Here is a 14,534-nt window from a genome sequence, read left to right on the forward strand (position 1 = left end):
GGTGGTCGAGCAAGCGTTGGGTGGCGATTTCCGACGGATCGTGGAGTCCCAGGAGCAGGTCGCCACCAACCGACTCGTTTCCTCGCTCGAGGAGCAGGCTCTGCTCGAATCTCTACTCGAATCGAGCAAGCCGCCGCTGCCTTCCGGGTGCGGAAAACTTCATTATCTGTTGAGCACGCCTTTCAGGTACCCACCGCTTCGCCATGGCTCCCGATTCGGGTCGCGTTTCGAGCCGAGCCTGCTTTACGCATCGCGGACAAGCGAGACGGTTCTTGCCGAAGCGGCATACTACCGGCTGCTCTTCTGGTCCGGAATGACCGAGCCGCCCAAGCTAGCCTTGAAGACCCAGCACACGATGTTCGGGGCGCGTTTTCGTACCGAGCGAGGCTTGCGGCTTCAGAAACCTCCGTTTGACACCTTTCGAGAGCAGCTGGCCGACCCGGTTGACTATCGGGCGACCCAGGCGCTCGGTACGCGTATGCGAAACGAGGGTGTGGAGGCCTTCGAGTTCCGTTCGGCCCGCGACCCGGGCGGTGGTACGAATGTAGGCATTTTCAGTTCTGCGGTGCTGTCCGTTCTTCGGCCGTTATTCTCGGAGAACTGGCTGTGTGAAACCACGGCTTCCGGTGTCGATTTCTATTGCGCCGATAACCGTCAGGTGCTTCGTCATCGGCTGGAGACATTTCTGGTGGACGGAGCTCTGCCGATGCCCGCCACTTAGATTCATCAACTCGCGGCTCGTCATCGGGCGCGTCTCGATTGCGTCCCCACCGGAGGACAGCCTGCCTGCATTGGTGGAGCTTTCCACAAGGCGCAGATACCGCGCTCCCGTCTCGGCCCGTTACGTGACGACCTACCGGCCAAGTGTGCTGACCACGGACTGCGTTTCGGAGCGCCCAGCAAAAACAAAAACGCGGCTTTCGCCGCGTTTTTTCGAATCCGTCGCGAGTGCCTGTTACAGCGGACGAATGTTCGAGGCCTGCATGCCTTTGGGGCCCTGCTTGACTTCGAACTCGACGCGCTGGTTTTCAGCCAGGGTTTTGAAGCCGCTGCTCTGGATCTCGCGGAAATGTGCGAAGAGATCGTCACCGCCCTGATCGGGGGTGATGAAGCCGAAGCCCTTGGAGTCGTTGAACCATTTCACGGTACCGGTTTGAGTGCTCATTATTTGCGTTCCATTCAAAAAGAATTAAGGCGATTCGCCTAGGTGCAGGAACGATCAAGACGCGTTACTGGGGGATTCAAACTGGAGCGCAAAACGACCCAACCGCTGGAAACACACCGCAATGACTTACCACTTGATACGACCGCGCGCACAAGATACACGTTTTTTACCGGAGGTGGCGGATTTTCTCGCCTTGAGCGACGTGCCCCTTGATGGAGCGTGGCGCCCGCTCCGTCCGCAGACGCATACTGTTTGGAAAGGTCGGCGCTGCGGGTCCGTTCTGCCGAGCTGCGATTCGGTGAACTCTTGATCGCGTTACGGACGGCAAGTGATGGGATAATCTCGCCTCACGGACTAGCGCAGGCAAAAATGGCAATTCAGTGGTTTCCCGGGCACATGACCTCGGCACGGCGCAAGGCTGCCGAAACGATGGCAGTGGTTGATGTAGTGATCGAAGTATTGGATGCACGCATTCCCGAAGCGAGCTGCAACCCGATGATCGGCGATCTGCGTCGCCATCGGCAGCGCCCCTGTCTGAAGGTACTCAACAAGGCGGATCTTGCTGATCCGGTCGTGACCGAAGCATGGCTCGCGCACTATAACCACCAGCCCGGTGTGAAGGCCGTGGCGTTGTCGTGCAAGAAGGCGGGTGACGCCAGTCGTGTACCCGCACTCTGCCAGTCGTTGGCACCGCATCGCGACGATGGTACGAAACCGCTGCGCATGATGATCATGGGTATTCCCAACGTCGGAAAGTCCACACTGATGAACGCCTTGCTCAAGCGTCGTGTAGCCAAGGTGGGTGACGAACCGGCTGTGACAAAGCAGCAGCAGCGCTTCGATCTTAGCCCTAGGATGGCCTTGATCGACACCCCCGGCATGATGTGGCCCAAGATCGAGCATGACAGTGACGGCTACATGCTTGCCGCGAGCCATGCAATCGGCCGGAATGCGGTCATCGACGAGGAAGTCGCGGTCGAGCTTGGATGCATCCTGCTTGCACGCTACTCGCCGGAGCTTGAGAAACGCTACGGCATTTCAGTCAGCACAATGGACGGGCAGGCTCTTGTCGAGGCAGTCGCCGCGCGGCGCGGGTGCAGAATCAAGGGCGGCGGACTCGATCTGGAAAAGGCCGCGCTGATCCTGCTGAACGATTACCGTAGCGGGGCCATCGGCCGGATCAGTCTGGAAACGCCCGACACCCGTCAGGTCATGCTTGCCGCTCATGCCCGGCGGGTTGAGGACGCAGCGTCCAGCGCACGGCCGGCAAGCGAATGACGTCGTCCGGAAGGGGGGCTCGTCGTGCGACTCAGCTCTCGAGGCGGAAGCCGACTTTCAGTTTCACCTGATGATGGGCGAGCTTGCCGTTTTCGATATGACCGCGGATCTCGGTCACCTCATACCAATCCATGTGGCGGACCGTCGCGGCGGCGGTTTCGATGGCGTTGCGGATGGCATCGTCCACCCCGATGGGCGACGATCCGACGAGTTCCACGAGTTTGTAAACATGGCTGGACATCTTCATTGCCTCGTTGTGGGGATGTTCAGTCAGTATAGGTCCTTGCTTCAGAACTTCTCGTCGCGCCGCAGGTAACGCCAATGACCGACCGGCAACTGGCCCAGTGAGACCCTGCCGATCCTGACGCGCTTGAGGCCCACCACCTTCAGGCCGACAAGCTCGCACATGCGGCGGATCTGGCGCTTGCGGCCTTCGCGAAGAACGAAACGCAACTGGTCTTCGTTCTGCCACGAGACCTTGGCTGGCTTGAGTTTGACGCCGTCCAGGCTCAGGCCATGATTTAGTAACTTCAAGCTTTCGGACGATAGCTCGCCCTCGACACGCACGAGATACTCCTTTTCGACGGTCGAGTCCTCGCCGATCAGCCAGCGCGCCACGCGACCGTCCTGGGTGAGGACCAGCAAGCCGGTTGAATCGATGTCGAGACGTCCGGCCGGCGCCAGCCGGCGCACGTGAGCCGGCTTGAAGTTGATCGGCGTATTGTCTTCCGACCAGCGGTTCTCGGGTTGCACGAGTACGGACGCGGGTTCGTAGCCGTCTTCGGCCTGCCCCGATACGTAACCGATCGGCTTGTTGACGAGAATGGTCACGAGTTCAGCCTGGCTGCGCATCGCGTCGTCGTGAATCTCGATGAAGGCGTCGCTGCGCACGCGCGAACCGAGTGTGTCGATCACTTCGCCATCGACGCGCACCCAGCCGTTCTCGATCCAGTCGTCGGCTTCGCGGCGGGAGCAGATTCCCCGCTCGGAGAGGACCTTGGACAGGCGGGGAAGATCCGGTTCGCTGCGGCCGGCATCGGAATGTGGCCGCTCGGCTGCGCGTGGGGAAGATCGCTCCTCGGTACGGGCGTTACGGTCCGATCGTGCAGGCCGCGGCGATTTTTCCTGGACGCGTGGCCGTGCCGGGCGCTCGTCCCGGCGACCGGTACGCTCGACACGCCCTTCGTCCCGGGCAGGGCCGGAGCCGGCGGGACGCCGTCCACGTGTATGCTCAGCATCGTCAGGGCGCTCCGGGCGCGGCGGTGGTGGCTTGCGGACCTGGGAGCCGCCACGGATAGGCCGTCGGGCAGGCTTGCGGCCGTCGGATCCGGGAGCCTCCTGCGCGGATTTTTTGGGGAGTTTCAGGGTGTTGCGAGACATGGGCTGTTGCTGCTTCGATGCGAGCCGTGCACTTTACGTCAGATTCCTTCGCGGCCGTAGTCCGTGCGACAGGTTTGTGCCGCGATTACGACGACCCATGCGCTCCGGCGCCTGCCTTGACGGTGGATTGCGCAAATGAGTGACCATCCGGCCAGCGCGCGTCGCTGCGTGTCATGCAATCGCTGGGCCGGGGAACGCGTGCCGGCTTCGGTGCCCGATCACGTGTTCGTTCAGGACGATGCTGCCAAGGGACTGTGCACCGAGGGACCGTGGCATGGCACGCCACGGGGCGTGCGCAATGCCTGTGGCCAGTGGGTTCGCTGGCTTGCGCTCGGCGATTCGCCCGTCGGGGCGGATCAGCCCCGCAGTCGCGCGTCCAGCTGATCCACGATCTCGGCCCAGTCTGCGTCCTCGCGGACCTCCTCGCGCAGGAAACTTGCCTGCGCGCCAGACCAGAAAGGCGCATCGGCGAGCTCGATGCCCGATGCCAGCGGCCGGTGTTGTGCAATGAAATTGTCGATCGCGGCCGTGTCGGACGGCAAACCCAATTGAGCGAAGAGATTGTTGATGCTGTGGATCGGCGTTTCCATGCTGGCTCCTTTACTGCGGTTGGGGATAGCGGAACTGACCTGTGATTTTGCGGGCGGTTCAAGTTCTTTTGGCGGGCGATGCGCCAGTCGGGGCGCGGCCAGCGATTCGCTCCTGCCGGGTCTCTCGGATATCCTTTGGCGGGCAGGCACCCGGCCACGCAGGTCCGGGATTCGCTCTACCAGTGCCAATGCTGCCATTACTTTATAGACACAGGTCGGACTGTTCATGCAAAAGCAATTCATTTTTCTTGTTCTCGCGAGCTTTCTCGTTCCGCTTGCTTGTGCCGAGGATATCGGGTCGGTGAATACCGAGTGGAAGCTTACGGGGTCCCACAAGCTGGTCGTCGAGGTTATCGACGATCCGAAGGTCGATGGGGTGGCCTGCTATGTCGCCAAGCCGGAACGCGGTGGGGTGGCCGGCGCGTTCGGCGTGGCGGAGGAAGTGTCGGACGTCTCGATCGCGTGCCGTCAGGTCGGGCCGATCCACTTCAAGGAGTCCGTACCCCTCAAGGAGGACGCCTTCAGCGAGCGAAGGTCACTGATCTTCAAGACCTTGCATGTGGTCAGGATGGTCGATGTGGCGCGCAATACGCTGGTGTACCTGACCTATTCGGATCGCGTGATTTCGGGCAGCGCGAAGAATTCGGTGACCGCGGTGACGGTGGACAGGGCGATGCCGATTCCGGTCAAACGCTAGTCCGAGTTGTTCGAGGGCGCGGTGGAGTCAACCAGCGCCCCCTCCCGCTACATGCCCATGTAGCGCCCCGGCCGGTGATTGACCGCGATCACGACGTTTACCGCGATTGCGCCGAGCACTGAAATCAGGACTGCCTTGGGCGGCACCACGAAGATGGATAGACCGACGATGAGGCAGTCGGCGGCCATCTGTACCTTGCCAGCACGCCATCCCCGGGTGCGCTGCAGGTGAATGGCCAGCACGCCGATGCCGCCGAGGCTGGCACGATGGCGTATCAGCATCAACAACCCGGTGCCCGCAAGCAGGCCTCCCATCACGGCTGCGAAGTAAGGGTCGATGGAGCCGATTTCGATGAGGCGCGGCAACCACTCGCTGTAGATCGACAGCAGCGCGACCGCGAGGAAGGTCTTGAAGGTGAATATCCAACCCAGGGCGCGGATCGCGAAGATGTAGAACGGAAGATTGACCACGAAGAAGACCGCTCCGAACGGAAACCCGCTCAGGTAATGAACCAGGAAAGCCAGACCGGCTGTGCCACCGGTGAACAGGCCGGCCTGGCGGAACAACACGACGGCCATCGCGACGAACAGGCTTCCGAACAGCAGGGCCTGGACGTCCTCGAGAAGAGAGTGCTCATCGTTGTGCGGAACAGCCTGGTTCATGGCAGCGATACTTTCTTGCTTCGGTCTGGGATTCTCGCCGATTTGCGCTTCGACGACGTGATGCAAAGTGAGGGACGGGTTCCTTCGGGCGGGTCGATCGGCGAGCGCGAAGACTCGTCGAGGTAGCCATCCCGGCTAGAATCGGGTCCTGTCCCCGGATAATTGCATGGAAACACGCATGAGCAATCTTCAGAGTCTCTATCAAAGCCGCTATGGCGACGCCAACGCGCAATCTCCCACCGCGAACAATCCAATGATCGAACTGCTGCTGCGGCACCGTTCGGTGAGAGCCTATGCGCCTGACCGGGCTGTCAGTGACGATCAGCTCGAAGCGATCATTGCGGCCGCGCAATCCGCCGCGAGTTCATCGAATCTGCAGGCATGGAGCGTGGTGGCGGTTCGCGACGAGGCACGCAAGGCCCGTCTTGCAGCGCTCGCGGGCAATCAGAAGCACATCGAAGATGCCCCGCTGCAACTCGTGTGGCTCGCCGATCTGGCGCGGCTGGAACACGTTGCGCAGTCCGTCAGCCGACCCTCCGCTGCGCTCGATTACACGGAAATGCTGATGGTCGGCGTCATCGATGCATCACTGGCCGCCCAGAACGCTGCCGTTGCCGCAGAGTCCTTGGGCCTCTCGCTGGTCTATATCGGCGGGATGCGCAACAAGCCCGAAGAAGTAGCCGAAGTGCTCGGGCTGCCACCGAGGGTGGTTGCCGTATTCGGCATGTGCATCGGGTACGAGGATGATTCGAAACCGGCCAGCATCAAACCACGGCCCCCCCAACCGGTGGTTCTGCACCGCGAGACCTACGATCTGCCGGCGCAGGATGAGGGCATTGCCCGTTACAACGCCGCGATGGCGCGCTTTTACGAAGAGCAGGGCATGAATGTGCGGGGTAGTTGGGCTGATCACTCCGCCAAGCGCGTCGCCGGACCCGAGACTCTGTCCGGGCGCGACCGGCTGGTGGAAGCGCTTGCGAACCGCGGGTTTCCGCTCAAGTGAGCGATCAGGACCCGGTGCATACCGACGCTGGGCAGCTGTCGCTGCGTATCGAGGCGCTCGAAGCCAAGCTGGTTTTCGCAGAGGACTTGCTCGAAACGCTGAATCTGACGGTGTATCGGCAGCAGCAGCATATCGAGCGTCTGCAAAAGCAGTTGGCGCGTTTGGCCGAGCAGGTCGCCGGGAACACAGGAGCAGGCGAGGCGCGCAACCTCAAGGACGAGATTCCGCCTCACTACTGATCGGAGGGGGCGCCTTTGCTTCTTCCACAGTATCGGCGGCGGGGGCGGCAGGGCCGGGCCCCCGCGCGAGCGGTGCCCGCAGGGCATCGAAGTCCCCCGGGGCGACATACTGCATCAACTCCTTGCCCTTTGGATCGACGATGATGTCCAGCCCCCTGGCGGGATAAAGCAGGTGTTCGGCGCCTTCGGGGCCCTGAATGCGCTCCCCGGGTTCGCCAAAGCGGGCGATGATGGTCTGCTCGTCGAGGTTGATCGATGGAATGAAGCCGATGGCGCGGATCTTGAGCTTCAAGGCCCTGTCGAGATCGTCCGGATGGAGCGCGGATTTACGGGTCGTGCTTTCCATGAACTCGGTTTTCGTGACACGTGACAGCATCGCTGAAAGTGTCGATTCGTCAATGGCTGCAGTGAGGACGAGTTTTCCGGTAACCATGCCGGCGGCAAAGGTGCCGTAGTAGGCTTCGAGCGAACCATGTTCCCCCGGTGCCGTGATCAGGGCAATCTCGATGTCTTGCCCGAGCGCATGTCTGGCATCACCGAGTGTGCTTTCGCCAATCGTCAGCCCGAACACCCGGCTCTTGCCGCCGTCAGTCGTGGCGATTTCCCATGGAGGCGTCGCAGTGACCGCACTGCCGCCCGGACTGAACACGAGTGGTGCGGCAAGCACTGCAATCGCGAGAAGAATGATGGCGAGGACGAGTTTCATGAGGCGGCTACTGCCGGGCGCTGGCGAAGCCGGTATTGTGCAGTATCGCGGCCGATCAGGCACTCCACGCCCCGAGTCGGCGGTGCAAGACGGATTTCCCGATGTTTCAGGGGAGGGTGATCACCAGCCGCGGTACTGCGGACGACTCGCTGATGATGCCTTGATAGACATCCAGACGCTCGAGGATCTCTGCGCTCAGTTGGGATCTCAGCCCGACGTATGCGCCGAGCGCCATCAGGGCGGTGAGCGCGCCGATTACCCACAAGGGTATCTCCCGCCTGAGGGTGTGGCTGGCGCGGTCCGGTAGCGCCCAATGCGGGGCGAAGCCGCGATGCTTGCCCTTCAGGTGCGCGATCTGTTCGCCCAGCTGGGCGGTCAGGTAACCCAGCTTTTCGGTACCCTCTAGCAGGTAGCGACCCTTGAATCCGAGCAGCAGACACATGTGGAAGACTTCCAGCACCTCGAGTCTTGCCGCTGCGTTACCGCGGAGCTGTTCGAGCTTGTCGAAGAATCTCTCCCCGGCGAGTACATCGCCAAACAGGGCCAACTGAAGCGGTTGCCGCTCCCATTCGCTGCGCACCGCGAAGGAGGAGCCGAGGACGACCTCGTCGACGGTGGCACAGAGTGCATATTTCGCGGCGTAGATGGCCTCCGGATCCGTACCCTGTCGCTTCGCGTCGCGCTCGAAGCCGTCGAGAAATTCGATGAAACGATTGGCGAGGCCTTCGGCGCCGGTGGGGGCGTGCCGGTTCTTGAGCAGGAATACCAGATAGAAGCCGTCGTAGAGCAGATCAACGAGACTTGCGGTTTGCCGCGGCGCGTCGTCGGAACGTTGTGCGGAGGCTGCGAGCAGGGACGGGTTGGGGTTCATGCATTCACCGCGATGAGGTCGATATTCAGGCCGTCGAACCCAGAAGGAGCGTGGATGTTGATGCTTTGCGCCTTGAGCATGCGCTCGTAAAGCGGGCCATGAGTGTCGAGCTCGAAGTAGCTCGCGCCGGGGCGAACCGGCACCGCAGCCGGCACCTGCGGAGAGTGGATGATCCTGACCCCGCTCATCGCGGAGAGGACGAGCTTCTCGACATCGTCTGGTGCGCCGACCTTGAGCCTTTGGGGAACCGCATCGATCAGCTCTGCGGCAGAGAGTCTGGCGGAGATACCGAGATAAAAACGGGTGTCCGCGTTGATCTTTTCCGAGTCAAGCCGGCCTGCGTGCAGACCCGGTTTGAGCTCATCCAGCGCAATGGCAAAGTAGCGTGTCGATATGACGGTTTCGAGCAGGTCCCGGATGATGATGTCGAGATGATCGAACGCCGGGCCGGGTTCGCCGTGATCGTAGCTTGGCAGGGCGTCGAGCGTGTGGCGCTTGGAGAAGGTCATCAAGCCGCCGGCAAGTCGCAACATTTCCTGGAACAGCCGTTCGGGATGCAGCTGAGGATTGGCATGAAGATGGGCGAGGGCCGCCGAGCCCGCGCTGGCGGTATGCAGCAGCCAGAATGAGGCGATGTCGCCGGAGCGGAATTCGATAACGTGGCGAGCGGGTTCGCGGTGAAGACCGTAGAGCGCGTTCACCTTGGCCTGCAGCGCATCGAGCAGGCGCTGCAGACGGGACCGCAAGGCAGGGGAGGCGCCGATCGACAAACAGGGCGGTACGAAGTGGGGATCGAGCTCGTGGCTGCCCGAAACGGTACGTTGCAGTCTCAGCAGCGGTAGCCGGACGAAGGATTCAGCGGTCTGCGCGCGTATCCTCAGGCGGGCCTGCTTGCGCAATGTGATCAGCTCGGCCGGCGCTGCGTCGGAGAAGAGGTCGGTGCCTTCGGCAGTATCCGTGACGAAACGCGTCGTGCCGGCACCGTCGGGCGCCTCGCAGTTCTTTCCGAAGCTCTGGATCGGGCTGATGGTCAGGTCGACGATGCAATCTGCGTCGATGGCGCCGAGCGTCTCGAGGCGCAGGTCGGGCGGCAGCACGTCGGCGTCGGGCGCAAGATAGCGCTCGCCGTCGGGCATGCGGGCATCGATGCGATTGAGGCGCAGGATGCCGCTGCGGAGCGCATCGCGATCTATCTCAAGCTCGCTCACCCCGAAGCCGAAGGGCTGGGCGGCGAAGAGTAGCTCGCGTTGGCGTGCCTCGTGATAAGCGTCCTGTTGCTGAAAGTGCTGAGGCCGCAGGAAGAGGCCTTCGCCCCACAGGATCTTTGGGTGGCTCATGAGGAATTCATCCGGATATTTACAGGGAACTGGATAGGGTGTGCGATTGCTTGTCCGGCATGGCGGCGCAGCGTATGCCGGCGAGATTGATTGCATTCGTGCTCGCCTCGGCGCCGGTGAGTGCACCGGCGCCGACTGTCATTGCACAACGGTGAAAACCCAGTGCAATACCCGTGTCGGTGGACGTGCTGGCGTCGAACGAATAGCGCCAGCGTTTCGCCGCCGGTGCGCGAAACAGCGCGGCAACGGCAATGACGCGCGTGCCGGTGATCAGCGATTCGTCGAGATCGAGACGTGCTCCGGGGGTAAGCATGACTTCGCGCACCGCGAGCAGATCCTCGCCAAGCGCTTCGCGCTCATGCTCGGGTTCGAGCAGGGCATCCGCCTTTACGGTCGAGAACGATTGCGCACTGCGCAGCTGATAGACCTTTACCAGCAGGGCGAGTGACTGGCCGTCGTCCGTGGTGTTGAGCGAGCGGGCCGCGTTCAGTGTGATTCGTATGCGGCGCTCCTGCGCTTCCCTTGAGGCGGGCTTGAGTCCGGCCGCTTCCATTCCGGTTCCGACCGCGGAGGCTGCGAGGCTGACGATGCCCGCAGTCGAACAGGCGCTCAGAGCCAGACTGACAGTGATCGCAGCCCAGGATGCGCCGCACCGACGAACGGCCTTGTTTAGGGTGTGGTGCATTGGTTTCGTGCGTTTCGAATCTTGCAATTGTCATTAAATAAATACCAATGTACTATGCGCGGCAATCTTTTCCAATGACAAATAAATAATCAGGCATGTATGGAGGTTGCGTAGGTGTTTGCGTCGAGAACCGTGCTGATGCTGCTAGTCGTTTCCTTGTTGTCCGCTTGCGCAACTGCCCCAAGGCAGCTTGACGACGTCCAGTTTGACGAGAAGCTGGTCGAGACCGACCTGAAGGTGGAGGCGCTTGGCAAGGCGGGCAAAATGGAGGAGGCAAGCGTTGCGCTGACGCGCCTGGCTGCCTTGAACACTGCCCGCAAGGAGCCATGGTCGCGGCTGGCGCGTATGCATTTCGAGAGCGGCAACTACGGTGCGGCAATCACCGCGGCCGATGAAGTCTTGCAGCGCGACTCTTCCGATCTCGCGGCGAAAAGTATTCGTGCGGTCAGCGGGCTGCGAGTGGCTGCTCGTTCGCTCGAAGACATCCAGAAAGACCAGACGCTCGCCGGAGCAGCCCGGCCCGATGCACAGAAGCTCGCCACCTTGTTGCGCGAAACGCTCGGTGAACCGGTGCTGGTGCCGCCGACCACGCCGGTGGTCGAACCGCCGGAAGAGGTTCGCAGGCCAGTGCGCAAACGCCGTGTTCGACGCGTCCGAAATGTTTCGCCAGCGCCTGCGGCCGTTAGCGTCCCCGCAGCTCCCGCGCGAGCCGATGGCGCGAGTGCCAACCCCTTCGGTGCTCTGCAGTAAGTCACCCTTCGTCCATCCCAGTTTCCGGAGAGTCTCGTGTCAAAGAAAGAAAGCGTTCAGAAACGACTGCAGCGGGTGCGGCCGCCGCGGGTACAACTCACCTATGACGTCGAGATTGGTGATGCAGTCGAGCAGAAGGAGTTGCCCTTCGTCGTCGGCGTCATAGGCGATTACGCGGGGCAAAGCCTCCAGCCGCAGGGCAAGGTCCGTGACCGCAAGTTTGTCAGTGTCGATCTCGACAACTTTGACGATGTCATGGCAGGTGTGGCGCCGCGCGCCGCCTACCGCGTCAAGAACAGGTTGTCCGATCAAGGAGGGGAACTCGCGGTCGATCTCACCTTTGAATCCTTCGAGGATTTCCGGCCCGAAGCGGTGGTCGCGAGGGTGGAGCCGCTGCGAAAACTCATGGAAGCCCGTTCGCGCCTTGCCGATCTGCGCAACAAGCTTGCCGGCAATGAACGTCTCGAGGACTTGCTTGGCGAGGTGCTCCACAACACCGATGAGTTGGCTGCCCTGGGTCGGAGTCGGACTGACGGCGACCAGGAGGGCGGACAATGAGCGCGCAGCAGGCATTCCAGGACGAAGCGATCGAGGGGCTCGAGGGCGGCAGCCTGCTTGATCGCATCATTGGCGAAAGCCGTATTGCCCGCTCCCGAGTGGAGCACGAGCGGGCCCGCGACCTCATCGGCGAATTGGTCGATCAGGTCCTCGAGGGCGAACTCGTTCCCAGTGAAAACCTTTCGGCCAGTCTCGATGCACGTATTGCGGAACTCGATGCGCTGATCTCCGCGCAGCTCAGCGAAGTGATGCATGCTCCAGAATTCCAGCGTCTGGAGAGTGCGTGGACCGGGCTGCGCTACCTGTGTGCGCAGACGTCTACCGGTACGAATCTCAAGATCAAGCTGCTCAATGCCGGGAAGCGGGATCTGCTCAAGGACTTCAGGACGGCGATCGACTTCGATCAGAGCGCACTCTTCAAGAAAGTCTACGAGGAAGAGTTCGGTACCTTCGGCGGGTCCCCGTTCGGGGCGCTGATCGGTGAATTCGAACTCACCCGGCAGCCCGAGGACATGTATTTCGTCGAGCAGATGTCGCACATCGCGGCAGCGTCGCACGCGCCCTTCATCAGCAGTGCTTCACCCGAGCTTTTCGGCCTGGAGCGCTTCACCGAACTGGGGCGGCCGCGTGACCTGGCAAAGGTTTTCGATACCGTCGAATACGCCAAGTGGAAGTCCTTCCGCGAGTCGGAGGATGCGCGCTACGTTGGTTTGGCGCTGCCGCGCTTCCTTGGGCGTCTGCCATACAACCCGCTCGATGGCATTACTGTCGAAGGTTTCAATTTTGTCGAAGAGGTCGACGGCAGCGATCACGACAAATATCTTTGGTGCAACGCGGCTTTTGCGTTTGGTGCGCGCTTGACGAGTGCATTCGAGCAATACGGCTGGTGTGCTGCGATCCGTGGCGTAGAGGGTGGTGGCCTGGTCGAGGACCTGCCAACCCACACGTTCCGCACCGACGATGGCGAAGTGGCGCTGAAGTGTCCGACAGAGGTGTCGGTCACCGATCGGCGCGAGAAGGAGTTGAGCGACCTCGGTTTCATCCCGCTCGTGCATTGCAAGAACACCGACTACGCGGCCTTTTTCGGCGCCCAATCGGCGCAGAAGGCGCGGCGCTACGACAACGATGCGGCCAATGCCAATTCGGCGCTGTCGAGCCAGTTGCAGTACATCTTCGCGGTCTGCCGGATTGCGCATTACATGAAAGCAATGATGCGCGACAAGGTCGGCAGCTTCGCGTCGGCGAGCAACGTAGAGCATTACCTGCAGCGCTGGGTGGACCAGTACGTCACCGCGGACGACTCGGCTTCGCAGGAGACAAAGGCGCAGTTTCCCTTGCGCGAAGCCTCGGTCGAGGTGTCCGAGGTGCCGGGCAGGCCGGGTGTCTATCGGGCGGTTTCGTTCATCCGGCCGCATTTCCAGCTCGACGAACTGTCGGTTTCGCTGCGGCTCGTCGCCGAGCTGCCGCACGGCAACAAGGCTTGATTGAATAACCAGGAGCACAAGCGCAATGAAAGATATCTATGTCGAATTCAAGGGTAGCGACATCAAGGGCGACTCCCGCGACCAGAAGCACAAGGACACCGTCGAGGTTTACTCATGGAGTCATCTGATCCGCCAGCCCAAGTCTGCGACTGCGTCGAGTTCCGGTGGACACACCGCCGAACGCTGCGAGCATGGCGAAATGGTCTTCACCAAGGACATCGACGGTTCCAGCCCAAAGCTCTGGCAGGCCTGTTCATCCGGCATCGTGGTCAATGACGTGGTGGTTTACTTTTACCGTGCGTTCGGTGGCAAGAACAACACCGGTAGTCCGGGCAGCACGCAGAATCGCCACCAATATCTGAAGATCGAACTCAAGAACGCGATCGTCGCTTCGGTGTCGCCGGTGGTCTCGAGCGAGGGTATCCCACAGGAGACCTTCACGCTCAAGTACTCGGCGGTGAAGTGGACCTACGACGAGCTCAACATCGACGGTAACAAGTCGGGCAAGGTCAATATCCAGGGCGCCTGGAATCTTGCCAAGAACACGCCGAACCTCACCTGATCCAGTATCTGCCGGGGGAGCATGCGCGATAAAGCGCAGTGCTCCCCCTGTCATTCCATGCCAGCATCCAACGGCTTTGAACCCAGCCTGCTCGACAAACTTCTGGACACTGCGCCGAGGGCCGCGGTGCAACGACGTCACGACATCGAGGCGCTGAAGGAGTCTGTTGCAGCCGATCTCGAGTCCCTGCTCAATGCCCGCGCGACGATATCCGCTGAAGCGATCGACGGCTTTCCGCTTGCCGCAAACTCGGTAGCGGGCTTTGGCCTGTGTGATTTCGCCGGCCTGAGTCTGGACAGCGTACCTGACCGCAAGCGCATCTGCGATGGCATCCGCCAAGCAATTGCGGCTCACGAGCCACGTCTGCGTGACGTCCGGGTGACGCTCCGCCTCGAGCGACGCGCGGTCAATGCCCTGTTCTTCGACATCATGGCGATTCTGGTCGTGCGTCCGGCACACGAGCCTGTGAGCTTCGACGCGATGCTGCAGCCGTCCACGCTGCGATATTCGGTGCGCAAGCCGCGCGGGCTGGGCGGTACGGCCGGCGCGATCCCGCGGGCCGCCTGA

General features: G+C 61.7%; 20 protein-coding genes. 11 read left to right on the plus strand and 9 right to left on the minus strand.

The window, feature by feature from the left end; translation table 11 throughout:
- Nucleotides 1–16 precede the first annotated feature (16 nt).
- Nucleotides 17–721 carry an RES family NAD+ phosphorylase gene (locus tag GQB03_RS14925; protein ID WP_235027080.1) on the plus strand — a complete coding sequence of 235 codons (705 nt, stop codon included), beginning with the start codon at nucleotides 17–19 and terminating at the stop codon, nucleotides 719–721.
- Nucleotides 722–955: 234 nt separating this feature from the next.
- Here GQB03_RS14925 and cspE read toward each other — a convergent pair whose 3' ends face one another.
- On the minus strand, nucleotides 956–1,165 hold the full coding sequence (gene cspE, locus GQB03_RS14930) for a transcription antiterminator/RNA stability regulator CspE (RefSeq protein WP_159691004.1): 210 nt from the start codon (nucleotides 1,163–1,165) through the stop codon (nucleotides 956–958).
- Between the two features lie 369 nt (nucleotides 1,166–1,534).
- On the opposite strand from cspE, the gene ylqF reads away from it, so the two are divergent.
- Nucleotides 1,535–2,443 carry a ribosome biogenesis GTPase YlqF gene (gene ylqF, locus GQB03_RS14935; RefSeq protein WP_159691006.1) on the plus strand — a complete coding sequence of 303 codons (909 nt, stop codon included), beginning with the start codon at nucleotides 1,535–1,537 and terminating at the stop codon, nucleotides 2,441–2,443.
- Between the two features lie 31 nt (nucleotides 2,444–2,474).
- On the opposite strand, the gene GQB03_RS14940 is transcribed toward ylqF, so the two are convergent.
- Together GQB03_RS14940 and GQB03_RS14945 are read right to left on the minus strand one after the other, a co-directional pair.
- On the minus strand, nucleotides 2,475–2,684 hold the full coding sequence (locus GQB03_RS14940; RefSeq protein ID WP_159691009.1) for a dodecin: 210 nt from the start codon (nucleotides 2,682–2,684) through the stop codon (nucleotides 2,475–2,477).
- 47 nt (nucleotides 2,685–2,731) lie between these two features.
- Nucleotides 2,732–3,823, minus strand: a complete 1,092-nt coding sequence (locus GQB03_RS14945; protein WP_159691012.1) for a pseudouridine synthase — start codon at nucleotides 3,821–3,823, stop codon at nucleotides 2,732–2,734.
- Between the two features lie 135 nt (nucleotides 3,824–3,958).
- On the opposite strand from GQB03_RS14945, the gene GQB03_RS14950 reads away from it, so the two are divergent.
- Entirely contained in the window at nucleotides 3,959–4,207 is a 249-nt protein-coding gene (locus GQB03_RS14950; RefSeq protein WP_159691015.1) for a hypothetical protein, read from the plus strand.
- Here the strand turns inward: GQB03_RS14950 and GQB03_RS23490 are convergent.
- Nucleotides 4,180–4,641 carry a DUF2789 domain-containing protein gene (locus tag GQB03_RS23490; protein WP_327516819.1) on the minus strand — a complete coding sequence of 154 codons (462 nt, stop codon included), beginning with the start codon at nucleotides 4,639–4,641 and terminating at the stop codon, nucleotides 4,180–4,182. The genes GQB03_RS14950 and GQB03_RS23490 overlap by 28 nt on opposite strands.
- Here GQB03_RS23490 and GQB03_RS14960 point away from each other — a divergent pair.
- Nucleotides 4,640–5,110, plus strand: a complete 471-nt coding sequence (locus GQB03_RS14960) for a CreA family protein (protein ID WP_159691017.1) — start codon at nucleotides 4,640–4,642, stop codon at nucleotides 5,108–5,110. The two genes, GQB03_RS23490 and GQB03_RS14960, sit on opposite strands and share 2 nt — an antisense overlap.
- Before the next feature lie 47 nt (nucleotides 5,111–5,157).
- Here GQB03_RS14960 and GQB03_RS14965 read toward each other — a convergent pair whose 3' ends face one another.
- On the minus strand, nucleotides 5,158–5,772 hold the full coding sequence (locus GQB03_RS14965; protein ID WP_159691020.1) for a YitT family protein: 615 nt from the start codon (nucleotides 5,770–5,772) through the stop codon (nucleotides 5,158–5,160).
- A gap of 178 nt (nucleotides 5,773–5,950) precedes the next feature.
- On the opposite strand from GQB03_RS14965, the gene GQB03_RS14970 reads away from it, so the two are divergent.
- Together GQB03_RS14970 and GQB03_RS14975 are read left to right on the plus strand one after the other, a co-directional pair.
- Nucleotides 5,951–6,775, plus strand: a complete 825-nt coding sequence (locus GQB03_RS14970; RefSeq protein WP_159691023.1) for a nitroreductase family protein — start codon at nucleotides 5,951–5,953, stop codon at nucleotides 6,773–6,775.
- A complete protein-coding gene (locus GQB03_RS14975) occupies nucleotides 6,772–7,014 on the plus strand; it encodes a SlyX family protein (protein WP_235027081.1) in 243 nt (80 codons plus the stop codon). Before GQB03_RS14970 ends, GQB03_RS14975 begins: the two co-directional genes overlap by 4 nt.
- Here the strand turns inward: GQB03_RS14975 and GQB03_RS14980 are convergent.
- The 4 genes from GQB03_RS14980 to tssJ form a co-directional block, all read right to left on the minus strand.
- Nucleotides 6,986–7,720, minus strand: a complete 735-nt coding sequence (locus GQB03_RS14980; RefSeq protein ID WP_159691026.1) for a hypothetical protein — start codon at nucleotides 7,718–7,720, stop codon at nucleotides 6,986–6,988. The genes GQB03_RS14975 and GQB03_RS14980 overlap by 29 nt on opposite strands.
- Before the next feature lie 106 nt (nucleotides 7,721–7,826).
- A complete protein-coding gene (gene icmH, locus GQB03_RS14985) occupies nucleotides 7,827–8,591 on the minus strand; it encodes a type IVB secretion system protein IcmH/DotU (protein ID WP_159691029.1) in 765 nt (254 codons plus the stop codon).
- Entirely contained in the window at nucleotides 8,588–9,928 is a 1,341-nt protein-coding gene (gene tssK, locus GQB03_RS14990) for a type VI secretion system baseplate subunit TssK (RefSeq protein WP_159691032.1), read from the minus strand. The genes icmH and tssK overlap by 4 nt, the downstream gene beginning before the upstream one ends.
- Nucleotides 9,929–9,947: 19 nt before the next feature.
- Nucleotides 9,948–10,613, minus strand: coding sequence for a type VI secretion system lipoprotein TssJ (tssJ, locus tag GQB03_RS14995; protein ID WP_159691035.1), 666 nt, complete (start codon nucleotides 10,611–10,613; stop codon nucleotides 9,948–9,950).
- 138 nt (nucleotides 10,614–10,751) lie between these two features.
- Between tssJ and GQB03_RS15000 the strand changes: the two genes are divergently transcribed.
- The 5 genes from GQB03_RS15000 to tssE are packed head-to-tail and all read left to right on the plus strand — an operon-like array spanning nucleotide 10,752 to nucleotide 14,534.
- Nucleotides 10,752–11,363, plus strand: a complete 612-nt coding sequence (locus GQB03_RS15000; RefSeq protein ID WP_200832239.1) for an outer membrane protein assembly factor BamD — start codon at nucleotides 10,752–10,754, stop codon at nucleotides 11,361–11,363.
- Between the two features lie 36 nt (nucleotides 11,364–11,399).
- Nucleotides 11,400–11,921 (plus strand): type VI secretion system contractile sheath small subunit, encoded by a 522-nt coding sequence (tssB, locus tag GQB03_RS15005; RefSeq protein WP_159691038.1) that lies wholly within the window; start codon nucleotides 11,400–11,402, stop codon nucleotides 11,919–11,921.
- A complete protein-coding gene (gene tssC / locus GQB03_RS15010; protein WP_159691041.1) occupies nucleotides 11,918–13,405 on the plus strand; it encodes a type VI secretion system contractile sheath large subunit in 1,488 nt (495 codons plus the stop codon). The genes tssB and tssC overlap by 4 nt, the downstream gene beginning before the upstream one ends.
- 25 nt (nucleotides 13,406–13,430) lie before the next feature.
- On the plus strand, nucleotides 13,431–13,967 hold the full coding sequence (locus GQB03_RS15015; RefSeq protein WP_159691044.1) for an Hcp family type VI secretion system effector: 537 nt from the start codon (nucleotides 13,431–13,433) through the stop codon (nucleotides 13,965–13,967).
- Nucleotides 13,968–14,024: 57 nt separating this feature from the next.
- Entirely contained in the window at nucleotides 14,025–14,534 is a 510-nt protein-coding gene (tssE, locus tag GQB03_RS15020) for a type VI secretion system baseplate subunit TssE (protein WP_159691047.1), read from the plus strand.

Source organism: Cognatazoarcus halotolerans, from assembly GCF_009800965.1.
GTDB lineage: Bacteria > Pseudomonadota > Gammaproteobacteria > Burkholderiales > Rhodocyclaceae > Cognatazoarcus > Cognatazoarcus halotolerans.